A 23107-nucleotide genomic window follows, 5' to 3' on the forward strand; every position below is an offset into this window, starting at 1 on the left:
CAGTCACTCCAGCACAACGCTCGACGCGCTATCGGCCGATGCCGCAGCGGTCTTCCACGAACAGCCCTTCGGCACGCTGGCAAGCGGTGAAGGCAGACGCATCGACGATGCACCCGGCTTGTCCCACGATGCGCATTTTTCGAGAATCTGGCCGCTCGTTCCGTTCTCGATCAGATCAGGCGTGATCTTGATATACGAGCCACCAGCGCCGATCCAGATTTCTTTTTCGGCCGAGATAACGACCTTCCCGTTCGAGCTCGTGATCGTCACGTCGTTGAGCGCCGAAAGCTTCATCTCGTCACTCTGCGCCTGAATCTCAACCTTGCCCTTCGCCGCAAACAGCTTGATCCCCGCGTTCTGCGCGAACAGGCTGATCTTCTCCATCACACTCGCGATCAGCGATTTGCCGGCCGCCACGTGCACGCTCTTGCCACTGACGATATTGACCTGCTGGTTCGCCGTGACCTGCGCCGACTCCTGCGTCGACAGCCCCACGCCCGCAGGACTCGCCATCAGCATGATCGGCGTCGAGAACCCGTTCGCGTTACCCGTGCCGCCGCCGTCCGTCCGACCACCGCTGCCGGCGCCGCCGCTCACGCTATAGTGCGTCGCGTCGGTAAATTTCTTGAGCGCGTCCTGCCCCTCCTGCAGGCTCTCCGCCTGGTTCGCCGAACTCGCCTGCGACGTCAGATCGACAACGGTTTCCGCACTGGCCAACTGCTCGGATGCGGCGGTCACGTTCAACGGCTGGTTCGGCGCTGTCGCGTGCGTTGATACGAACAGGCCCTGCCCCGCCCGAATGGCGCCATAGGCGTCCGATTTGAGGTCGAAACCGCTACCGAGGAACGCGCCACGCGTATTGTCGGTGTGCTGGATCAGGTACCCGAGGTGCAAATGAGACTGGTAGCTGCTCGAGTAAAGGTGAACCCGATTCTGCTGCGTCGAGTCGTCCATCACGAGCTGGTTGTAGCCGGTGCCGCCGTACTCGCGCGAGCGTTGACCGGACAGCAAGCCGTTCGTGTGCCACACCGGCTGCGTCGCGCCCCCGTACATCCTCGCAATGATGACGGGCCGGTCGCAGTCACCTTCCATGAAACCCACGACGACTTCGTCGCCCTTGCGTAGTGGCTGAATCCCGCCGCGGCTCGAGCCCGCATCAAGAAACGTCGGACGTACCCAGCACGACGCGCGTTCATCCTGGCCGTTGCGGCGATTCCAGTGGAACCACACCTTCACCCGGTTCAGCGAATCGGTATAAACCTCCTCGCCGCTCGGCCCGGCCACGATCGCATTCTGCAACTGCATCACGGGCTTCTTGTGCTCGAACGGGCTGCGGAACGGAACGTTGCGCGGTTGCGCTTCGACCATCACCTGAAAGAACCCTTCGCTGCCGTCTGCATGGCGAACCGTCGCGCCAGCCTTCGCTTGAGCAACCTCCTCAGCCAGCCCGTCGGGGAATTGTTCTGCTTCGTCCAGACCGGGCAGGTTATTGCAAATCAACCAGTCGACGCCGAGCAGAACGAATTCGCGATCCGGTTGACTGCCTGCATCGTGCACCGGATGACCGCGCAGCTCGAAGCGTCTCCCCGGCATCGCACAACGCAAGCCGCCGATGCCGTGAAAGCGCTTCATCCGCGACTTGCGCTCTTCGAGCCGAATCTGCGCAAGACGCTCACCTTGCTCACGATCCGACCACATGTACGCACCGGGATAGTCGTAGATCTCCCCATCGGTCGGCAGCTTGCCGTCCACGTCGGTCACGCCCTGCACCTGCCGAGGAAGATCGGGGCGCTTATAGTCGAACGAGCGCGACGTCAGTTGCGCACTATCGATCTGGAGCTGCTCCTTCCATTGCGCGAACCCGTCCAGTTCGCCGCTGATTTCCGTCGGGCCGAACTCGACAACCGGCTGCTTCAGCGGCGGGACAAAATAAACATCGTCCGTCAGCACCATCGTATGCGCCCGACCATTGTCCGCCTGCTCGAAGTACGGGAACGCCCCCACCTCTTCCAGGCTACGATGAACAAAGTTCAGGTCGTACTCCCATTGCACACGGTTCGAATACGATGGAAGCGGTTTATGCAGATCGAAACGATACGCGCCGCGCGCTTGCGGATGCTGGTCGAATACGTCGGTCAGAATCTGCTCGCCGTTCTGCTCCTGCCAGTCACGCATGTCGCGGCGCAGGCGTAAGAAATAGAGCCAGGACGAGAAGGCCAGCTTGTAAAAGGTCAACGGCCCATCCGCCCCCAGCCGGCTGAATCGGTGAACATAGCCGTGGATCGGCATGTATGAGCCGTTTGCCTGCTGGATCCAAAGTGTGACCGGCTTGGCGAGCAGCGCGCTGAGTTCGATCTGGCTGCCACGTGGTGAAACGGCATCAATCACGAATTCGTAATCGCGGCCGAGCCTGGCCGTTCCTTTCACATAGAGCGGCAATAACCAGTCGACGCCGAGCGGCGTATCCAGTTTGACAAGACGATTGTATTGCGCGTCGCCAAGACGCAATGTCTTATAAAGCGCGGTATGGCCCATGCAGGTTGCCCTTGGTTGGTATTCGGGTGGGGTTTCTGCCGAGCGGTGATTATAAATATCTTTCGGAACAAGACGATAGTGGCCGTTGCACCTCGTCTATTTTAATTAATCGGAAAATGTGACCGGCACACGCGGAATTAAAGAAACTTCACAAAGTTTCAGGAAAAAATTTCCGGAAACTCTCGCGAGTCGCTTTTAAACCACCCATCTATTTTCTGAACCCGGCCAACAGTGGCGACTCTGCGGCTGCACTCCCGCATAGCGCGCACTTCGCACGGGAAATTCGGTAAATTTCGCCCTCTTTGCCGCCGTGCCAGTCGGCTTTGCACTCGTATCAATCGTGAGATTCGTATCCGGGCTCTATTGACTCGCGGCCAGGAATTATGCCGCCCGCGCTATCTCGCCCTCGGTACCACTTACCCCAACGCCCTTTCGATTGGAGAAGTGCAAGCAATGCGAAAATCAGGCGCCGTTTCACGAAAATGTAATAAACGACTCTCGCCAAGATCACGATAAGGATATGCACAACGCCTATCCCGCCTTTGATCGCCTTGACGAACCCGAATGCCATTTCGGCCCACGCCGCGCTACACAACGTGTTCAAATCAATAGCTAAAGGGGCGAGCCGCCCGAACGACACCACGCCCGGTCAACCCGCCCCCCTTCCTGCGCCTACTCAGGCACCCGCGTTGCGATTCGCCTCAATCACCGTCAGCGCCGCCATATTCACGATCCGCCGCACCGTCGCGCTCGAAGTCAGGATGTTCACCGGCGCATTGACGCCCAACAGGAACGGCCCCACCGCCACATTGCTGCCCGCCTCGGTCTTGAGCAGGTTGTACGCGATATTCCCCGCATCGACGTTCGGGCAAACCAGCAGGTTCGCCGCGCCCTTGAGCGGCGACATCGGCAGCAGCCTCGACCGCAAGCCCTCGTCGAGCGCGCAGTCGCCATGCATCTCGCCGTCCGCCTCGATATCCGGCGCCTGCTCCCGGACGATCTCCAGCGCCCGACGCATCTTCACGCCCGACGCCGCACTGCCCGACCCGAAGTTCGACCGCGACAGCAACGCCGCCTTCGGCGTCAGGTTCAGCCATTCCATCTGGCGTGCCGCGGCAATCGTGAATTCCGCGATCTGCTCCGCATCGGGATTGTCGTTGACGTGCGTATCCACCAGCGCGACCGTCCGCTGGTCGAGCAACAGGATGTTCATCGCCGCATAGGTCAACGCCCCCGGCTTCTTGCCGATCACTTCGTCGACGAACCGCAGGTGGTTGTGATACTCGCCCACCGTCCCGCAGACCATCCCGTCCGCATCGCCGAGCCGCACCATCATCGCGCCGATCAGCGTCAGGCGACGCCGCATCTCGACCCGCGCCATCTCCTTCGAGATGCCATCCCGGCACCGCAGCTCCCAATACGTCGTCCAGTACTGCGGGAATCGCTCGTCATACTCGGGGTTCGTCACCTCGACATCCTGGCCGAGCCGGATCCGCAAGCCGAAGCGCTCGATGCGCGCCAGCAGCACCTCCGGGCGCCCGACCAGGATCGGACGCGCCAGCTTCTCGTCGACGATCACCTGCACCGCGCGCAGCACGCGCTCGTCCTCGCCTTCGGTAAAGACGATCCGCGCCTTGCCGCCGTCGCGCACCAGCTGGCGCGCCGTCGCGAACAGCGGCTTCATGAACGCGCCGGAGTGGTAGACGAATTGCTGCAGTTGCTCGACGTACGCGTCGAGATCGGTCAGCGGGCGCTTCGCCACGCCGGCGTCCATCGCCGCCTTGGCCACGGCCGGCGCGATACGGACGATCAGGCGCGGGTCGAACGGCTTCGGAATCAGGTATTGCGCGCCGAACGCCACGTCATAAGCACCATAGGCGGCCGCGACGACGTCGTTCTGCTCTTCCTCGGCCAGCCCCGCGATCGCATGAACCGCGGCGATCTCCATTTCGCGGGTGATCGTCGTCGCGCCCACGTCCAGCGCACCGCGGAAGATGTACGGGAAGCAGAGGACGTTGTTGACCTGGTTCGGGTAATCCGAGCGGCCCGTCGCGATCACGACGTCGTCGCGCGTCGCATGCGCCAGTTCCGGGAAAATTTCCGGCGTGGGGTTGGCCAGCGCGAGAATCAGCGGGCGCGGCGCCATCTCTTTCAGCATGTCGGCGGTCAGGATGCCGCCGACCGACAGACCCAGGAACACGTCCGCGCCGCCGATCACTTCGGCCAGCTTGCGCGCGTCGGTTTCCTGCGCAAAGCGCGACTTCGCCGGGTCCATCAGCGCGGTGCGGCCGCGATAGACGACGCCTTCGATGTCGGTCACCCAGACGTTTTCAACCGGCAGCCCGAGGTCGACCAGCAGGTCGAGGCAGGCCAGCGCGGCGGCCCCGGCCCCCGACGTCACGACCTTCACTTCCGAAATCGACTTCCCGACGACCTTCAGCCCGTTGATGAACGCGGCGGAGACGGTGATGGCGGTGCCGTGCTGATCGTCGTGGAAAACGGGGATCTTCATGCGATCGCGCAGCTTCTGCTCGACCGTGAAGCACTCGGGCGCCTTGATGTCCTCGAGGTTGATGCCGCCGAAGGTCGGCTCGAGACCGGCGATGATGTCGACCAGCTTGTCCGGATCGGTTTCGTTGATCTCGATGTCGAACACGTCGATCCCCGCGAACTTCTTGAACAGCACGGCCTTGCCTTCCATGACCGGCTTGGACGCGAGCGGGCCGATGTTGCCCAGACCCAGCACGGCCGTGCCGTTCGTGATCACGCCCACCAGGTTGCCGCGGCTCGTGAAACGGTGCGCCTGCAGCGGATCGGCGGCGATGGCTTCGCACACGCCCGCCACGCCCGGCGTGTAGGCCAGCGCGAGATCGCGCTGGGTCACGAGCGGCTTGCTGGCGACGACCGAGATCTTTCCCGGGGTCGGAAATTCGTGATAGTCGAACGCGGCCTGCTGCTGTGTCTCTGTCTGTTTCATGTTCTCGATCCGGGCACGGGCGCCAGGCCAGTCCCGGCGCGATCCATGAAGGTGATTCTAGGGATCCGCCATAAGGAGATGATTCTGTTTTAATATCGGCCCATCACTTTTTCATGATGAATACATGACCAGTCAATGACTTTTGACGCGAATGACGTGGTCAGGCGGCTGGGCGCGCGCCTGAAGATGCGGCACCTGGTGCTGTTGTTGCAGATCCAGCAGCACGGATCGCTGACGCGCGTCGCGGAGCACATGGCCAGCAGCCAGCCGGCCGTGACGAACGCGTTGTCCGAACTGGAGAGCATGTTCGGCACGCCGCTCTTCGAGCGCTCGTCGCGCGGCATGCGGCCCACCGCGCTCGGCGCGGTCGTGCTCGAGCGGGCGAAGGCGATGATCCAGGACCTCGACCACCTCGCCCGCGAAATGGAGGCCGTTGCCGCCGGGCATGCGGCCCACCTGCATATCGGCGTGATCCCGTTCATTTCCGGACAGATGCTGTCGGCGGCGCTCAAGCGGCTGCAAGCGCGCATGGAGCGGCGCGTGACCGTGACGATTCACGAAGGCACCAGCGATCAGCTCCTGCTGCAGCTCAGGGACCACAGCGTCGACATCATGATCGGGCGGGCGTCGTCGGCGATCGATCTGGGCCAGGTCTCCTTCGAAGTGCTGTACCAGCAGCAGCCGCGCATGATCGCGAGCCGGCGTCTTGCCGCGAAACTGGCTCGCACCGCGCTCGACTGGCACAAGCTGCACGCGCTCGACTGGATTCTCGGCGCGCCGCATACGCCGATGCGGGAACAGGTGACCGACCTGTTCCTGTCGGCCGGCATCCCGCCGCCCGTTCCGATCGTCGAAAGTTACTCGTCGAAGCTGATCGGCGAGATGATCGCGTCGAGCGACGAGGCCGTCTCGATCGTGCCCGCCGATATCGCGGAAGAACTGGTGCGGTTCGCCGGCGTGGCGATCGTGCCGTACTCGCTGGTCTGGACGCTCCCGCCCATCGCGCTGTTTACCCGCGCCGCCGATTCGCGCGCGCCGGCGCGCGATCTGCTCGTGGACGCACTGCGCGAGGTGTGCAGGGAGACTTACGGGGAAGCGCAGCGATAAGGGTTCACGCGCCGGCCTTGAGCGGCGCGCCGGGCCCGCCGAAAGCCGTCATGCGCTTCGACGGATACCGTGCCGCCCCGTAGCAGGCTACTGGCTGGCGGTGAGGCGACGCAGAATTTCCGCGCGCTCGGCGGTCAGCACATGATCCGAGCCCTCGCCGCGGTCATAGCGCTTGGTCGTCCGGTAGGAAAACCGCTTCCTGTACTGGCTGGTGGCGGGATCGAACACCCACGCATCGACGACGAACAGGTGCGCCTCGAAATGACTCTCGCCGTCGCCCCACACGTAATCGGCCCGAACGAACACCGGATAGGGCGACACGTCCGGCACCTTCCACATCGCGCGGTCGGCCAGCTCCGTCTGGGTGACTTTCGGCATCAGGTTCTCGATCTTGCCGTTCGCACCATAGCGCAATATCGCCACGCGCTCCAGCATCCCGCTACCACCGCCGAAGAACATCCCCGAGAAGAACACCCACGAGCCACCCGACGCAATCGGCAACCGTTCGGATCGCGGCTTCAGACCGAACTGGTACTGGTTCTCCGTCGAGCCATCGGGAAGCGGCGCGGGCGGCATTTCGAAGCACGGCGCGCGATCGGGGAGCACACAGAGTTTCACGCCGGACAGCGGAAACCCCTCGTTGTCCAGCCGGCCCTCCGCCTGGCTAAAACGCGGGAATGCGAGTTCGCTGGATGCGGCTTGAGCCCCTGCGATGCCAACGACGGAAATGCTCAAGATCACGCTGAGCGGCTTGAAATACCTGCGCATGCACCGGCCCCTTCTCTCATGTTTTGTTCGCCGCGAATTGTCGATGATCCGGCCGCTTCTGTCGATTGAACGGTTGCGGCCGGCGACGCGCGCCGGCTAACCCACATCAGACGGTGGCCAGCACCAGACGCCCCGGCGACGCGCCGATATGCAGCCCGTCGGAACGATTCGCGAGATAACGCTGGTTCAACTCGTCCGGCGTCCACGTGCTGCTGTGGCTGAAGCCCAGCGCAGCCAGCCTCCCGGTCAGCTCGGCGGGTTCGAAGAAGCTCTTCCATGGTTCTCCACGCTCGGCGAATCGCACCATCATCTGCTCCATCGCGATCCGCACGATCGGCGACAGGCTCGACAGCGGGACCACATATTCGAGCAGAACCGCACTGCCTTTGGCGCAGCCGGCAATGAAGCGCAGCGTCTCGACGACCGCGGCCTCGTCGAGATACATCGTCACGCCCAGCCAGCTGAACAGCGCCGGCGCATCGGCATCGAAGCCGGCGCGCGCCAGCCCCTCCGCGAGACCGACACGCTCGAAATCGACCGGCACGAAGTGCAGCGACGGCGGCACCGCGATACCGGCCTCGCGCAAGCGGGCCTGCTTCCACGCCTGCGTCGCCGGCAGGTCGACCTCGAACACGCGCCCCGGCGCATCGGGTCGCCGGTATGCACTGGTATCGAGCCCCGCGCCGAGCACCACGTACTGGCAGGTGCCGCGTTCGATCGCATCGGCCCAGACGTCGTCGGCCAGCCGGCTGCGTACGACCACCGTGCTGCGCATGCCCACCGTCATCGGCTGGCGGTACTTGTCGAGGTTGTCGCGCAAGGCTTGCGCCTCGGCCGTGCCGAGGACGGTCAGCGCGACCGGATCGTCGAGCACCAGCGGCCGGTCGAGCAACTGGTGCGCGGCCCGCTGCGTAGCCACCATCAATGCGCTCGGCTTGGGGCCGGCATTCACCGGCGTCGTGTCTTGGCCGACGATATGCGCCCGGTTCAGATAGGCCAGCAACGCGTCGTCGAGGCCGATGCCCAGTTGCAGATCCGGTTCACGCATCATCGCATCGCGCACGCGTGCTTCCAGCGCCGCATCGTCGCCGCAGAAGCTGTCGAGAAACAACTGCTGCCAGCGCTTGACGATGGCCTGCACCGATGCGGCGCCGGCGTCGACGCCCGCGTCCATGTGCGCTCTCAGCTCGACCACCAGCGCCGGCCATGCCCGATGCTTCATCGCGGCGAACTGGCGCCGCCGCACCTCGTCGGCCTGGGCCGGATCGAGGTACTTCGCCAGCAGCGCGCAGCGCGCGTGCGCGAACGCTTCGTCGATCCATGCCAGCATCTCCGCCGTGATGCCGACGATCTGCGGAGCGCGCGGCTCGTCGAGCTGCATCTGCATCAGCTTGGTCGCGAGCGCCGGGTCGTTGCGGGTCATCCGGACCACGAGCCGGATCCAGCGCCACGCCAGTGCATGAGCGGCCTCGCTGTCGGCCGGCAGCGCCTGCTGCCGGGCAATGCGGACTTCGTCGATCAGTTCGATCCAGGCGGGATCCGTGGGCGCGATCGTATCCGGCCCGGTTGCCAGCAGCGCATCGAGTTCGTCGTCATCAAGGTGTTTTTGGATCATGTTCATCAACTCCAGAGCGTTCAGCCAGTCGGTCGCCGTGGTCTCGTCGCCGGCGGCGATCATGTCCACGATGTATTGCAGGTGACGACTGAGGCGCTGCGCGCGCGATGCCTGCACGTCGAGTGCCGCGATCTGGCGCCGCAGAAGCTGGAGCGGTGAGCCCGCAAGTTGCCCATCGAGGCTGGCCTTGATGTCCGGCAGCGAATACCCGAACCGTTTCAGCGCCTCGATCCGATGCAGCCGGACGAGGTCGTCCCGCCCATACAGGCGCGCGCCGCCGTCCGTGCGCTGCGACGGTGACAGCAGCCCGATTGCATCGTAGTGATGCAGGGCCCGGACGCTCAGCCCTGCCTGCTTCGCCAGATCGCCGATTTTCAGTCGCATTTTTTCCCAGTCGTCGGTGTCGACCATAAAAGCTGACGTAGCGTCAGGTGCAAGTGAAATCGAAGGGGTTGTGTGGGCGGCTGGAGGACGTCGAGGTAATTTCCCGGTCTTCACGCGAAACCCCGCCGTGGACGTTTGCGGCGAAGGTCGTCGCCCGTTTCATTCCATGCCCCGCTTGCGGAGGACAACCTCCAGCATCTCGGCCGGCGAAAGCTCCCGCCCGTCGTATTCCGCACCGAAGTAGGTTTCAGGCCAGAAGATGAGGTCCGAAATGCGGTCATCGCAGGTGTTGATCGACAAGCATCGAACCCAGTAATCGATCAGCGTCTCGTCTCCGCGACACGCGCAGACGGCATCAAGCAGTTCCAGAAGCTCCGGCTCCGACAGATCGGTCGGCACGGCATGCCAGTCGATTGCCAACTGCTTCGCAAATTCGTCGGCACGCGTCGAACCAAACGCGCCGAGGACATCGATTTGATCGACATCGTCTCCCAGCAACCGGGAAATCTGCTGCAACTCCGTCGCGTATTCGCGTCCGTTCTCGTGCAGCTGGAACACGGCCCTGGTCAGCGGCAACAGCAGTTGAAGCTTGTGATGGTCGACGGGGTCGCGCAGTTCGGCTCGCATACTGGTCGTGGTCGTGCAGCGGTTGATTGAGCGGTCCGGGTGAATGTGCCGGGGTCCCGATTGAAAGTTAATCGGCCGGCTTCTCGTACAGCGACCAGACGATCCCGTCTGATTTCAGCCCGACGCGAATGAAGCCGAGCGACGCGTAGTAAGCGCAGAGCGTCACGTTTTCAACGGCGCAATCGAGTCGAACGAAACGCCGGTTCAGGCTGCTCACCTTGTGAGCGCACCAGTCGAGCATGAAGCTGCCGAGCCCTTGCCCGTTGAAACCTTGCCGCACGCACAGCCCGTGCACGTAACCGGCAATCGGTTCCTGCGGCCCCCAGTGCTTGTCCTCGTCGAACGCGAGCGAGAACGTTCCGGCCAACGTGCCGTCCAGTTCAACGACATACACGTCCTTCCGGGAGACGTTGTTGCGTACCCACGCCTCGGAAAATCCGTCGCCTTCCTTGCCCCACACATGATCGCCGTGCGCAAGCTTCTTCGCGTGCGCATCGTTCCGGATCTGCGTCAGCACCGGTACGTCGTCTGCCGTCGCCCTGCGGATGCTTTTCAAGGTCATTGCTCGTCTCTCCGTTGCAGCGAGTCGGTGAAGGAAGAACCGCTATTCGCAGTTCACGGCTGCGTTGCCGGACAAGTCCGGCGTGCGGGTGCAAACCTGCGCGAAGCGTTCGATGTGCCGCTACACAAAGCATCGCCTGCAATTTCATCTCGACAGTCCTGGCCAGCTTGTCCGGATCGTCGGCGATCCCTGAATCATGTCGACTTGGCCCAAACATGTCGGGCGCGGGAAAGATATGCTTCAATCGCCTGTCTTTCGCAATGATTCAAGGAGGTCCATTGAAGGGACGCTACGAAGCGGCATTCATTCTCCCGCTACCGAATGAAAAGTGGCTGACTGACGATGGCTGGGAGTTCAGAACCGATACCCGCCTGCCCGACGCCACACGAAGCTTCCTTACGACGACGCTCGGGATGCAGCAACTCGCACGGTACGCCGGCGAACAAAACTACGTGAGTCCGGACGTCGAAGCATCCGTGCTCGAGGACGACAGCGGTGCGATCGAGCTGGTCCACATCAAGCTGTACAACATGCGCGCCGAACAACTTTTGAAAATGTTTGACGCCAGTTCGCTTGCCGCAACCACGGAGCTGTTCTTACCGCGATCACGGAAGAAATAGAACCGCCATCCAGCCGCTCCGCCAACTGCCGGCCGGACGTCATTCAATGCGCTCGACTGGCCCGCTCCCTTCCGGTCAGGAATGACAGGCTTACGAAGCCCGCCCCTGGCATCAACGCGAACACGGTCCCGAATAAACGCGTACCGTCGCGGTCGCTGGGGTGGGGAAAATCACGTTGATCAGTGTGTCTTGCAAAAGAACTTCGCGTCGTCCGGGTCAATCTTGACCGGATATTCGCGCTCGATCAGCGCCCTTTCCGCCACGCTCGGGTTTCCGAGCCACTTTGGCTCGCAGCGGTACAGCAACCGCCCGGCCGTGCGGTGCGTCTGTTCATCGACAAGCAAAGCGACATTCGTCACGTTGCACTGGTGTGCCTGGCAAAGGTGATAAAGCCACTCGCGAGACTCGCCGATTTTCCACAGCGTCCCTTCCGTCGCGGGACCGCTCAGCAAGCGCTTCCGAATCGTTTTCGAATCCTGGCCGGCCAGATTGAGGAAATTGTCGAATGCGGCCGATACCGTCCGGCCGATCGCCGTGCCGGATTGATCTCCGTCCGGGCCGACGAGATTGAAGATCTCCGTTTTATATCCGGAGCTCGCCGGCGTGATGTTCTTCGGCACCGACTCTTCGGCGTGAGCCTGGCAGTGGTATGCCAACGGGAAAAATAAAACCGCCCCCAAAAGTACGGCCCGTGCCCGCAAGGGGAACACACCCGCACCGCTGTCGGCGCGCATCCCTTTACCGCGATTTCTTGTCATTCCTCTACGCTGCCTTTCCACTACTTGTTGACACGCTAGGCACCGAAACCCGGCACCTGCTCTCGACCGCTCGCTCGCCGACGCATACAGCACCCCCATGCCGACAACGCTTTGCACACCATCCGTCAGCGTGATGTTCCTGAACGCTAACCAAGGGACAAGTAAATCCCGGCGCCAGCATCAACGATGAACAAGAGCGCAATGATGAGGCATGCCGTTCGCCATGCGCCGCGCAGGCGAGTCGCCCCGAAATACCATCCAGCCACGCCGACACAAAGCGTCACGGGCCAGTATTCAATGCCGGTTCCAAGCACGACGAGATAAAAAGGCCAATCAATGGTGATTTCACTCATCCCGGAATGCTCGGTTGCGTGCGTGGCGTATGCGTTCGCTCATGGTTTGAACGACAGCGATCAGTCGCCCGAAACTCTCCCGTCCGCCTGATGACACACCACCTCGATATTGTGTCCATCCGGCCCGATGACAAACGCCGCGTAGTAATTCGCGTGATAGTGCGGCCGCAGCCCCGGTGCGCCATTGTCCTTCCCGCCTGACTCCAGCGCCGCGCGATAGAACGCGTCGACTTGCTGCCGGTGGTCGGCCACGAACGCGATGTGAAGATGCGCCGGTTTCTCCGTCGTCTGGAACAGGCACAACGAGGGCTTGCCCGGCGGAGAAAGCTCGATGCCGTACGAAGGCTCGCCCTCCCCCTGCACCACTACGCCAAGCGGTTCAAGCGCGTTCAGGAAAAACGCCTTGCTGGCTGCATAGTCGCTCACGCCGAATTTGACATGGTCAAACATGACTCCCCCTCGGATAGATGGGTCTGCCGGCACCCGGATGGAATGTGGAAATCACCGCGATGTTGCCACACGTGGCCGTCACCCGCACACCCGCTCTCGACCGAACAAAAAAAGCCCGACACAGTCGGGCCAACGAGCGAGATACAAGGAGACATCCCGCTCACCCCTCATCGAGCGGTCACACCGTGCTACACAACGTCATCGCGATGCCGGCGACACCCAACCGTCGCGCACGACCTTGCAACCGGTCGTCGATCGCCACGCGTGCCTGAAAGGATTCGGAAATGAATTGCTATTGGGAAACCGGCGCACCGGATGATCCGTCTGCCGGCATGGTCGGCAAGGGAATGGCCGCGCTGTTCGACCCGCTGCCCGTTGCGCCGGCAGAATTCGTGGTGCCCGATTGTCCGCGGCGGCCGCGGTGCGCGCCATGCGTGACCGGCGGTGCGCTCGCGGCGACCGGCCGTATCGGCGGATGCGCGATGTACTGGAAGTTCTCGTTGACCGCGCTATTGCCCGTATCGTACGACCGGTGCACGAATACGCTGCTGGTCACGGGCTCGCTGGCTTGCGCGAACGCCGGCGGCATGGCGGACATCATCGCGGCGGCGGCCGCCGCGCTCAACGCGGCGATCCGCACGAGCGAACCGGCATCGCGGACTGTCGGGCGTACTGTCACGCTACGTTTCCTCCAATGTGCATCCGGTCGGCGATCGTTCGGCTGCCGGTGGCGCCCGCCCGAAAAATTGGCCCGCACCGGACAGTGCGGGCCAAGCCGAGAACACAACAACACCTTGGGGGGGTATCAAGGCGAGACCAGTCTAGCCCGAGTCGCCGGATAGAAAATTTCAGGCCAAATTACAGCTATTACTCCATATAACGAAGCATCGGCCGCCGCCGTGTGCGGCCAAGTGGTGACGTATCGTCCGTGAGCCCGTGCAACGACTCGGCTCCGCGAATCGTTCGCCGGCGTCGCTTCAGGCGGGTCGCGTGGCGCCGTCGCGCCGTCGCGCATCAATCTTCCACTTGCCTTGCAAACGCAGTCGCCGTCAAAACCGGCGGCGGCGACCTTCATACAAGTCGTGGACACCGCCGACGCAGCAACGCGCCAGATCAACGCGTGCCGGACAGATGCAGCGTGAACCACTCCACCGCCGCCTGGCTGGTTGCGTCGAAATGCTCGATATACGGCGTGAAATGTCCGCCCTTGATCTGGAGCAAGCGCTTCGGCTCCAGCGCGTTTCCCCACGCCTTGAGGCACAGGTCGGTGGGCGTCAGCAGATCCTGGTCGGCCACGATCATCAGCAACGGGGTGGGCGAGATGCGATCGACATACTGGCCCGGCTCGTTCTCGCGCGACATCTCGGCGCTGCGTAGCGTCACTTCGTTTTTCCAGTTCGGCGCACACCGCGCCGCCGACTCGGTGAAGAACCGGTACGCATCCGCGCCGGCCATCGCACAGGCTGTCGCCGGATCGGCACTGACTGCCGGCAACATCGCCGGCGGGCCGCCCGCAAATCGCTGCCTGCGATCTTCATCGAAGCGAGCCAGCAGTGCCGGCACCAGATCGGAACGCGTGCGGCGCAACGCCGACTGATACCCGCTGATCGTCGGCACCTGCGCAACCACGCATTTGACGCGCCGATCGATGGCCGCGACTTCGAGCACATGGCCGCCGCTGTAACTGGTGCCCCAGATACCGATGCGTGCAGCGTCGACCTCGGGGCGCGTCAGCAGATAGCTGATCGCATCGCGATAGCCGCGCTTCTGTTGCACGGGGTCGATCTCCTGACGCGGGTACCCGTCGCTTGCGCCGAAATTCCGGTGATCGTAGAGCAGCACACCAAAACCGCTGGCGGCAAACACCTCGGCGTAGCGGTCCAGATATTGTTCCTTCACGCCGGAGAATCCGTGCGCCATCACGATCGCCGGATACGTCGGCGTATCGGCGAGGCGCTGCGTCGGCTCGTAGTACCAGCCTCGCAGCGTGGCGGCTTCGGACAGGAATTCGATATCGTGTCGCGTCATGTCGGCTTACCTCGTTCGGTCAGTGTTATCGATGATCGACACGATAAGCTTGTACGCCACGCCCCGCGTTTGCTGGACAGACGATTGCTACGCGGAATCGGACAGTTTTGCGTACGCGCTGGGCGTCATGCCGACAAACCGGCGAAACACGGTCGAGAACGCGCTCGTGGTTTCGTAGCCGAGTTCCGCCGCGACGGCGATCACGGCGCGTCCCGACGCCAGCAACGGGCGGGCGGCCGAAATCCGCGCCTGCTGGCGCCACTGGCTGAACGACAGCCCGGTTTCGGCAGTGAACAACCGGGCGAGTGTCCGGCTCGACGCACCGACTTCATCGGCCCACTCCGTCAGCGTGCGCTGATCGGCCGGATTCGCCAGAATCGCGTCGCACACACGGGCAAGGCGCCGGTCCTGGCCGGACGGCAGCCGCAAGGGCTGCTCGGGCGACCACTCGATTTCGGCCAGCATGAGCTGGATGACGAGATCGTCGCGTCCGTCAGGACTGACCTCGACCGGGAACGACGACGCGCGCACGATCAATTCACGCAGCAGCGGCGACACGTTGACCAGGCTCGGCTGATCCGGGTATGCCGATCGGTACGCGTGCGGGTCGACGTAGACGGTGCGCATTTCGAGTGGCCCGTGTGCGCGCATCGCGTGCGGCAGGTCGGGCGGAATCCAGAGTGCGCGATGAGGCGGGATCATCCAGAGCGACTGGCTGGCGATGACTTCGGCGATGCCCGTCGTGGTGTAGACGAGTTGCGCGCGCGGGTGCCGATGCTCGGCGACGACGAAGCCGTCGGGAAAGGCTTTCGGCATGACGGCGGCGATACCTGGCGCATCCTGGTAATCGCGCGGGTCGGTGCTCTTCGTGACGGGTGCGATACCGGCCCGGTTCGGTGCCGCCACCGCGTTTTGCTTGATCGCTTTACCGTGGCCGCGCCCTTCGACCTTCATCGCTCGTCCTTTCCTGTGTGCGAAATCGCCAGGTCGTGCGATCCCGGCGAATCGGACAGATGATACGGGAATGTCGGATCCCGGGAATCCCGGAAAGAAGCAGTGAATCGGTAACGAGATTTCACTGCCGATTCGCGGTACCGCAAACGCAATACATCGCGCTGAACTTCCGATCTCGCCAGTTTCAGCGCATTCTGCGCGATGTTGGAAGTTCGATTCCGTGCTGCTATCGTTGTGCACTCTTTGAAGATATCGGAGCGGCCGATACATGCCCTTGATCTTGCGTCGAGCGATTGCGGATGATGCCGCCGAGGTGGCTGACGTCTATCTACGGTCGCGCAACACGCTGGCATCCTATGCGCCGCTCGCGCACGCCGAAGCCGCTGTCCACGATTGGGTGGCCAACGTACTGGTGCCGTCGGGCAACGTTACCGTTGCCGTGAGCGATAACCGCATCATCGGCATGGCCGCGCACGTCGTGACCGATGGCGTGGCATGGCTTGACCAGTTGTATGTCTGCCCCGAATTCAAGCGACGAGGGATCGGGTCTTCCCTCCTGGCATCGGTGAAGTCGCAGACGGTTGGCCTGCTCCAGCTCTATACGTTCCAGATGAATCGCGATGCCGCTGCGTTTTATGAACGGCATGGGTTCGTTGCGATTGCATACAGTGACGGAAGCAGGAACGAGGAAGGCTGCCCCGATGTCTTGTATTGCCTGACGCGGTAGCGGCTGCCCGCCTGGCACGCAGCACCTGTCCGTCATCGGCGATGATTGAAGGATTGGATCTCCGGAACCGTTCCATGTCGTGACGTGCGGTTACGGTACCTATAATTGCCTCCCGGCAAACAACTACGGAAACGGGTACACATGAGCATTCGAGGGAAAGACCGTCAGATCGACAACATCGAATTCAATGTCAGCGACATAGCACGAAGCAAGGCCTTCTATGGCGGTGTGTTCGGCTGGACCTTCACCGATTATGGCCCAACCTACACCGAGTTCCAAGACGGCCGGATCACGGGTGGGTTGACAACCGGTGAGCCCGTCCGGCCGGGCGGCCCGCTCGTCATCCTCTACGCTGACGATCTGGTCGAAACCCAACGAAGGATCGAGGCTGCGGGCGCCACCATCAGCCGCCAGACTTTCTCGTTTCCCGGCGGCCGGCGTTTCCACTTTATTGATCACGACGGCTATGAACTGGCCGTATGGTCAGCGGACGAATCGGGCAAGTAACGAAACAGGAACCGGCAAGCGGTGAGATCCGCCGCCCCAACGACACCCGCGACCGGGCGCCTTGAAGCTCAAGACGTCCGACATGATTTGGAAGCGGTTGCTCACGAGCATGGCAGTCAGCAGACTCGATCTCGTAAGACATCGACGCGCGTCTTCGACACCGCCAGAACGCTCATGAAGCGTCTTTCGGCATAGCGATTTAGAATCGCTTCTAGCTGCGATCTTCAGCAGCGTGCGAAACACCAGGAGCCCGATGCATACCGTCAAGATCACCAGAAACCGCCCGGATTTCAGGTGCTTTATCGACCTGCTGTACGGGTACCCACGGAATGTGGATACGGATGGCGATGCCTATCCGGTCAACAGCAGGCTCTGGACGCGCCTGTACCTCCGCGACCGGAAAAGCGACGCCCCGCGCGTCTCGATCGACCCGACCGACACCGATCCAGCCATCTTCACGGTCACATCGGACGCGCCAGAACTGGAAGAGCTGACCGCGCTCTATCTGTATCTCACCAGCGGCGACTCGATCAGTGCGTCGGAGAACCTGTTGGCGGCGTCGGACATCGAACGGCTCACGGAAAAACATGCTGAAGCACTTCAGCGGGCCGATCGATCCGTCTGGCACCAGTCTTCGGATGAAGACCCTTACCCGAATCAGCGCCTGGCAGACGATTGAACATTGCCGACGCCGTGACGAAACGTGCCGGCCCTGTCATCGCCCGATCGTCCTCCCCGTCGAGGAAGCCTTTATCGGCACCCATCCGGGTCGTTCGACAGGCACGTTCGAATCATCGACAATCGAACGACTGAGCCGGTCATACCTGACCATCCGATCTGATACCCCGATTCGCCATGAGTGACAATATCGTCTGGGTCGTCGATATCGACGCAAGCCTTGAAGAAGCACCGATCCTCGCGCAGCGCGGCATCGCATGGCTTGCCGGGCAAGGCATCGTGCAATCGGTGCCCGAAAGCGGCAATGGGCTCCACGGCGATATCTATCGTCCCGGCCCGAATGCCGCTGCGTGGTCCGAGTTCATCAGCCTCGGCAACGACTGGTGCGGCGTCGGCCTCGAGACCGAACACACGGTCTTTCATTCAGGCCCGGGGCCGAACGACGTACGTTGTCCACACTGCGGCGCGTCTCACTCACTCGATGAGGTGCCCTGGGGCGACGCAGTCAGCGCGTGGTACTCGAACGAAGCCGATGACACGTTGGCCTGCCCCGCATGCGGCGGCTCGGCACGCATCGTCGACTGGACGTTCCTCGAGCTCGACTGGGCATTCGGCAATCTCGGATTCGGGTTCACGAACTGGCTGATCGAGCCACGCCTCGCCGTCGAACTCGGCAAGATTCTCGGGCATCGCGTCAAGATCGTGCACCAGCACATCTGACGACTTGCATCGGCGTCCCGCGCGCTACGCGATGCGCAGGAACATCCCCGCCTTCTCGGGCAGCAGCGACGGCTGGAAGCCGTAACGCTCGTAGAACTTCGGCGTCCCGTGATCGGCCATCAGGCTGACATAGGCGGTCGGCGGCGCATGCTCGTGAAGGTAGCCCATAAGTGCGCGCATGATCAGGTCGCCCACGCCTTTCTTCTGGTGAGCGGGCAACACCGCGATGTCCACGATCTCGAAGAAACAGCCGCCGTCACCGATTACCCGGCCAATGCCGACCGGATCGCTGTCGCAGTAAGCGACGACGCTGAAAAGACCATTCTTCAACCCGATCGTCGCGGCCTGCTCCGACTTTCTGCTCAACCCCGCGGCAACGCGAATGTCGATATAGGCGGCTACCGACGGGACTTCCTGTCGAACGATGTATGCCATGCGGATCCTTCAGGTCGACCATACAGGCAGACGGGCCGACCTCGCGACGCATGAGTCCGTCGACCCGGAAACCCTCACGCGCGCATCGGACCAGACGAAGACCATCAAGCCGGCCAGGCGGTAGACCGCAGGTGTACCCACCTACCGTCCACAGCCTCGCCAAGGCCGGACAACCGGCTTAGAGAATCCGGTCCAGCGCGTCGGCAAACCGGGCGACCGCACCGTCGACATCATGCAGCTTGTCGAGGCCGAACAGCCCGAGACGGAAGGTCTTGAAATCCTCCGGCTCATCGCACATCAGCGGCACGCCGGCCGCGATCTGCAAACCCACGTCGGCGAACTTCTTCCCGGATCGAATCCCGTCGTCGTCCGTATAGCTGACCACGACGCCCGGTGCCTCGAAGCCTTCGGCCGCCACGCTCCGGAAACCCTTGTCGGCCAGCAGCGCGCGAATGCGCGTGCCGAGCTCGAGCTGCTCCGCTTTCACCTTGTCGAAACCGTATGCCTTGGTTTCCTTCATCACGTCGCGCAGAGTCGTGAGGCTGTCCGTGGGCATCGTCGCGTGGTACGCGAACCCGCCGCCTTCATAGGCTTCCATGATCTGCAGCCACTTGCGCAGATCGCATGCGAAGCTGGTGCTGGTCGTCGCGTCGATGCGTTCGCGGGCGAGCGGGCTCAGCATGACCATCGCGCAGCACGGCGACGCGCTCCAGCCCTTCTGCGGCGCGCTGATCAGGATATCGACGCCGCTGGCCTGCATGTCGACCCACACCGTGCCGGACGCGATGCAATCCAGCACGAACATGCCGCCGACCGCATGCACGGCGTCCGACACCGCGCGCAGATACCCATCGGGCAGCATCATCCCGGACGCGGTTTCGACGTGCGGCGCAAAGACCAGATCCGGCTTGTGCTCCTTGATCGCGGCGACCACCTCGTCGATCGGGGCCGGCGCATACGCGGCCTGCCGTCCGGCTTCGACCGGGCGCGCCTTCAGCACCGTCGTTTCGGACGGAATGCTGCCCATGTCGAAAATCTGCGACCAGCGGAAACTGAACCAGCCGTTGCGGATGACCAGGCACTTCTTGTTCGTTGCAAACTGCCGCGCGACGGCTTCCATGCCGAACGTTCCGCTACCCGGAACGATCACGACCGACTTCGCGTTGTAGACTTTTTTCAGCGTGCCGGAGATGTCGCGCATGACGCCCTGAAAGCGTTGCGACATATGGTTGACCGAGCGATCGGTGTACACCACCGAATATTCGAGGAGCCCCTCGCGGTCAACATCGGGAAGTAAACCTGGCATGCTCGCCTCCGGTGAAAGATGAACGATGGAATCTGGGCGAGCAGTGTCCGTCATGCGATACCGCCCTGCACCCATGCAATTGCGTTATTTTCTCGACGAAAGCAGATTCTAACGAACGCGGCCCGACGCTTGGGGCATATTTTGTCGGCGGCGCGGCACATCCCTGACGCGGCACGGCCTCGAACCGGAGCAGTGCGCCGCGATGGGGCCGCCATGGCCCCCGGCCGAAAGACCCGCCCGGTGGCCGTCGATGTCGACCGTTACCGTGCACGTAGCCCTGTTTCATGTATGGATTAATGGCGCGACCGGCGCATGCCGCCTAACATGTCGGCTCACCCTCCACGACAGAGTCTTCGATGATCCCCAACCGAGCGTCATCACAGCAACCGTCGGCCGATCCCGCACTCACCGAGCGCGTCGATGCGGTACTGTCCCGTCAACTCGACACGCAACGCCTCGTCGGCGCGGTCGTCCTGATCGCACGCGACGGCGAGCTCGTCTATCGCCGCGCGGCCGGGTTCGCCGACCGCGAAGCGCGCACGCCGATGCAAGAGGACACGCTGTTCAGGCTCGCGTCGGTGACGAAGCCGATCGTCGCGGCGGCCGCCATGGCGCTCGTTGCACAGCACAAGCTGTCGCTCGACGACGACGTCACGCGCTGGCTGCCCGAGTTCCGCCCGGCGCTGCGTGACGGCAGCGTGCCTGTGATCAAGGTGCGTCACCTGCTCACGCATACCGCCGGCCTCGGCTATCGCTACGCGGAAGCCGACGCGACTGGCCCGTATGCACGTGCGGGGGTCTCCGACGGGCTCGATGGCGCATCGATCACGCTCGCCGAAAACATGCGCAGGATCGCGAGCGTGCCGTTGCAGTACGCCCCCGGCACCGGCTGGAACTATTCGCTCTCCATCGACGTGGTCGGCGCGGTGATCGAGGCCGTCAGCGGGCTGCCGCTCGCCGATGCAGTCGATGCGCTGGTGCTTCGCCCGCTCGGTACCCGCGACACGGGATTCGTCGCTCGCGACGCCGCGCGGCTCGCGACACCCTACGTCAACGACACGCCGCAGCCGCACCGGCTCGCCGAGAACGAAGCCGTACCCATCTACGAAGGGTCCGTCGGCGTGACGTACTCGCCGTCGCGCGCACTCAACGCGGATGCATTCGCATCGGGCGGCGGCGGGATGGTCGGCACCGCCGACGACGTGCTGAACGTGCTGGATACGCTGCGGGCGGGTGGCGGCGCGATTCTGCCGGCCGAGCTGGTCGACGAGATGGGCCGCATCCACACCGGCAGTCTCGCGTTGCCCGACCTGCCCGGCGCGGGGTACGGAATCGGGTTTTCCGTGTTGCGCGACCCGCGTGCGGCGCTGTCGCCGGAGTCGCCGGGCACCTGGCGCTGGGGCGGTGTCTACGGTCATTCGTGGTTCGTCGACCGCGCCCGCGGGCTCACCGTCGTATCGCTGTCGAACACGCTTTACGAAGGGATGAACGGCCAGTACACGCTCGATCTGCGCGACGCGGTCTACGGCGTCGGCTGACACGCGCAACAAAAAAGGCCCGACACAGTCGGGCCAATGAGTTGAGACACAAGGAGAATCCCCCGCCCACCACACCGGGCGGGTTACGCCGCGCTACACGACGTTCTTTTCGACGATCGGCCGGTTTTCCAGCACCCGCGCCCAGCCGAGCGTCGACAGGTCGAGCGTGTCATAACGCCCGCCCAGAATGAGTTCACTGACCCCGCGCCCCGTCGCCGGCCCTTGCTGCAGCCCGTGGCCGCTGTAGCCGTTCGCGAACACGACGTTATCGAGTTCCGGGTGATACCCGATGATCGCGTTGTGGTCGAACACGTTGTACTCGTAGTATCCGGACCAGCAGTTCTCCACGCGCAGCGCCTCGAACTCCGGCACGCGATTCGCGAGCGTCGGCCAGATCACCTCGTCGAACAGGTCGTGGTCGACTTCGTCGAGCGGCAGGTCGTCCGGGTCGCGGTTCGGGCTCGGCGACGTCCCGCAGATGTACGTGCGCCCTTCCGGCCGGAAATACACGCCGGTCGGATCGATCAGCAGCGGGCAATCCGTGAGCTTCGCCGGCGACGACACGTTGAAGATGCTGCGGCGCCGCGCATACACGGGAATGTCGATGCCCATCATCGACGACAGCATGCGCGTCCACGCCCCTGCCGCGTTGACGAGCGTGTCGCACGCATAGCGTTCGCCATCGGCCGTGACCACATGCGTCACCTTGCGGCCGTCGCGCACCACCGACTTCACGTCGGACGGCACATAGCGCGCGCCCAGCGCCTGCGCCTTCTTGCGCAGCGCCTGCACGAGCCCGTAGCCGTCGAACCAGCCTTCGCCGCTCACGCCATACGCGCCCGACACGAGATCGTCGACGTTCAGCCACGGAAACTTCGCGCGCAGCGCATCGCGATCCATCAGCCGGATGTCCGCGCCGAGGCTCGTCTGCAGCGCATGATTCTCGCGCAGCGTCGCATCGCCGGCCGGCGTCGCGAGGAACAGGTAGCCGCCTTCGTGCAGATCGATCGACGGCTGGTGGCCATCCACTTCGAGCCGTTCGCCGATCGTGCGCAGGAAGTCGATGCCGAACAGCGACATCTCGATCGACAGCGGCGTCGAGAATTGCTGGCGAATCGACGCGGCCGACAACGCCGACGATGATCGCGCATAGGTGGGGTCGCGCTCGATCACGGTCACGGATACCGTGGGATCGGTGGCGCGCAGGAAATAGGCGATCGAGCTGCCGATCACACCACCGCCGACAATGACGACTTGAGAACTCACGACTGACTCCAGTTGCACATGTTGGGCGCGGCCAGCCGGCCACGCCCGTGGGTTGTTCGTGCCGCGTCACACGCGGCGTCGCGCGGGCAGACTCGTGCGGCTGCCACACCGGCGTGCGCCGCGATCGCAACCGATCGCTGATGGCATTTCAGCACGTCCGGCGTCGCCGCGAAAGTCCGCGCGCGCCTGTTG

At 63.3% G+C, this 23107-nt stretch carries 22 protein-coding genes; 8 read left to right on the plus strand and 14 right to left on the minus strand.

Annotated features, from left to right (window positions below):
• Positions 1-3 precede the first annotated feature (3 nt).
• Entirely contained in the window at positions 4-2535 is a 2532-nt protein-coding gene (locus LGN19_RS28115) for a type VI secretion system Vgr family protein (protein WP_122948807.1), read from the minus strand.
• Between the two features lie 676 nt (positions 2536-3211).
• On the minus strand, positions 3212-5512 hold the full coding sequence (locus LGN19_RS28120) for an NADP-dependent malic enzyme (RefSeq protein WP_226218341.1): 2301 nt from the start codon (positions 5510-5512) through the stop codon (positions 3212-3214).
• Positions 5513-5647: 135 nt separating this feature from the next.
• Here LGN19_RS28120 and LGN19_RS28125 point away from each other — a divergent pair, with 135 nt between their 5' ends.
• Positions 5648-6619 carry a LysR substrate-binding domain-containing protein gene (locus tag LGN19_RS28125; RefSeq protein WP_174962029.1) on the plus strand — a complete coding sequence of 324 codons (972 nt, stop codon included), beginning with the start codon at positions 5648-5650 and terminating at the stop codon, positions 6617-6619.
• A gap of 87 nt (positions 6620-6706) precedes the next feature.
• Here LGN19_RS28125 and LGN19_RS28130 read toward each other — a convergent pair whose 3' ends face one another.
• From LGN19_RS28130 to LGN19_RS28145, 4 genes are all read right to left on the minus strand, one after another.
• Positions 6707-7387 carry a hypothetical protein gene (locus LGN19_RS28130; protein WP_122948803.1) on the minus strand — a complete coding sequence of 227 codons (681 nt, stop codon included), beginning with the start codon at positions 7385-7387 and terminating at the stop codon, positions 6707-6709.
• Positions 7388-7493: 106 nt separating this feature from the next.
• On the minus strand, positions 7494-9386 hold the full coding sequence (locus tag LGN19_RS28135) for an SAM-dependent methyltransferase (RefSeq protein WP_226218534.1): 1893 nt from the start codon (positions 9384-9386) through the stop codon (positions 7494-7496).
• Between the two features lie 159 nt (positions 9387-9545).
• A complete protein-coding gene (locus tag LGN19_RS28140) occupies positions 9546-10013 on the minus strand; it encodes a hypothetical protein (RefSeq protein WP_226218343.1) in 468 nt (155 codons plus the stop codon).
• 67 nt (positions 10014-10080) lie between these two features.
• Positions 10081-10575: a GNAT family N-acetyltransferase gene (locus tag LGN19_RS28145; RefSeq protein WP_122948801.1), complete on the minus strand. Its 495-nt coding sequence runs from the start codon at positions 10573-10575 to the stop codon at positions 10081-10083.
• A gap of 278 nt (positions 10576-10853) precedes the next feature.
• Between LGN19_RS28145 and LGN19_RS28150 the strand changes: the two genes are divergently transcribed.
• Entirely contained in the window at positions 10854-11195 is a 342-nt protein-coding gene (locus LGN19_RS28150; protein WP_226218344.1) for a hypothetical protein, read from the plus strand.
• A 179-nt stretch (positions 11196-11374) separates the two neighbouring features.
• Here the strand turns inward: LGN19_RS28150 and LGN19_RS28155 are convergent, their stop codons facing one another.
• The 3 genes from LGN19_RS28155 to LGN19_RS28165 all read right to left on the minus strand — a co-directional run bounded on the left by LGN19_RS28155 (position 11375) and on the right by LGN19_RS28165 (position 12756).
• Positions 11375-11929 (minus strand): hypothetical protein, encoded by a 555-nt coding sequence (locus tag LGN19_RS28155; protein ID WP_226218345.1) that lies wholly within the window; start codon positions 11927-11929, stop codon positions 11375-11377.
• Positions 11930-12099: 170 nt separating this feature from the next.
• Positions 12100-12306: a hypothetical protein gene (locus LGN19_RS28160; RefSeq protein ID WP_226218346.1), complete on the minus strand. Its 207-nt coding sequence runs from the start codon at positions 12304-12306 to the stop codon at positions 12100-12102.
• Between the two features lie 60 nt (positions 12307-12366).
• Positions 12367-12756: a VOC family protein gene (locus tag LGN19_RS28165; protein WP_226218347.1), complete on the minus strand. Its 390-nt coding sequence runs from the start codon at positions 12754-12756 to the stop codon at positions 12367-12369.
• 284 nt (positions 12757-13040) lie between these two features.
• Here LGN19_RS28165 and LGN19_RS28170 point away from each other — a divergent pair, with 284 nt between their 5' ends.
• Positions 13041-13598, plus strand: a complete 558-nt coding sequence (locus tag LGN19_RS28170; protein WP_226218349.1) for a hypothetical protein — start codon at positions 13041-13043, stop codon at positions 13596-13598.
• A gap of 271 nt (positions 13599-13869) precedes the next feature.
• Here LGN19_RS28170 and LGN19_RS28175 read toward each other — a convergent pair whose 3' ends face one another.
• Entirely contained in the window at positions 13870-14784 is a 915-nt protein-coding gene (locus tag LGN19_RS28175; RefSeq protein ID WP_174962011.1) for an alpha/beta hydrolase, read from the minus strand.
• 87 nt (positions 14785-14871) lie between these two features.
• Positions 14872-16008, minus strand: a complete 1137-nt coding sequence (locus tag LGN19_RS28180) for an AraC family transcriptional regulator (RefSeq protein WP_226218351.1) — start codon at positions 16006-16008, stop codon at positions 14872-14874.
• On the opposite strand from LGN19_RS28180, the gene LGN19_RS28185 reads away from it, so the two are divergent.
• The 4 genes from LGN19_RS28185 (at position 16007) to LGN19_RS28200 (ending at position 18370) form a co-directional block, all read left to right on the plus strand.
• A complete protein-coding gene (locus LGN19_RS28185) occupies positions 16007-16465 on the plus strand; it encodes a GNAT family N-acetyltransferase (protein ID WP_226218353.1) in 459 nt (152 codons plus the stop codon). The two genes, LGN19_RS28180 and LGN19_RS28185, sit on opposite strands and share 2 nt — an antisense overlap.
• A 141-nt stretch (positions 16466-16606) precedes the next feature.
• The gene (locus LGN19_RS28190) at positions 16607-16972 is read left to right on the plus strand and encodes a VOC family protein (protein WP_226218354.1); all 366 of its coding nucleotides are present in this window, start codon (positions 16607-16609) and stop codon (positions 16970-16972) included.
• A gap of 253 nt (positions 16973-17225) precedes the next feature.
• On the plus strand, positions 17226-17651 hold the full coding sequence (locus LGN19_RS28195) for a hypothetical protein (RefSeq protein WP_226218356.1): 426 nt from the start codon (positions 17226-17228) through the stop codon (positions 17649-17651).
• 176 nt (positions 17652-17827) lie between these two features.
• The gene (locus LGN19_RS28200) at positions 17828-18370 is read left to right on the plus strand and encodes a phage terminase large subunit family protein (RefSeq protein WP_226218358.1); all 543 of its coding nucleotides are present in this window, start codon (positions 17828-17830) and stop codon (positions 18368-18370) included.
• Between the two features lie 24 nt (positions 18371-18394).
• On the opposite strand, the gene LGN19_RS28205 is transcribed toward LGN19_RS28200, so the two are convergent.
• Positions 18395-18805, minus strand: a complete 411-nt coding sequence (locus tag LGN19_RS28205; protein WP_226218360.1) for a GNAT family N-acetyltransferase — start codon at positions 18803-18805, stop codon at positions 18395-18397.
• A 178-nt stretch (positions 18806-18983) separates the two neighbouring features.
• Positions 18984-20111: an aminotransferase class V-fold PLP-dependent enzyme gene (locus LGN19_RS28210; RefSeq protein WP_226218362.1), complete on the minus strand. Its 1128-nt coding sequence runs from the start codon at positions 20109-20111 to the stop codon at positions 18984-18986.
• A gap of 356 nt (positions 20112-20467) precedes the next feature.
• Between LGN19_RS28210 and LGN19_RS28215 the strand changes: the two genes are divergently transcribed.
• Positions 20468-21649: a serine hydrolase domain-containing protein gene (locus LGN19_RS28215; RefSeq protein ID WP_122948787.1), complete on the plus strand. Its 1182-nt coding sequence runs from the start codon at positions 20468-20470 to the stop codon at positions 21647-21649.
• Positions 21650-21742: 93 nt separating this feature from the next.
• Here the strand turns inward: LGN19_RS28215 and LGN19_RS28220 are convergent, their stop codons facing one another.
• The gene (locus tag LGN19_RS28220; protein WP_122948786.1) at positions 21743-22915 is read right to left on the minus strand and encodes an NAD(P)/FAD-dependent oxidoreductase; all 1173 of its coding nucleotides are present in this window, start codon (positions 22913-22915) and stop codon (positions 21743-21745) included.
• Positions 22916-23107 lie beyond the last annotated feature (192 nt).

It is taken from the genome of Burkholderia sp. AU30198, from assembly GCF_020419825.1.
GTDB lineage: Bacteria > Pseudomonadota > Gammaproteobacteria > Burkholderiales > Burkholderiaceae > Burkholderia.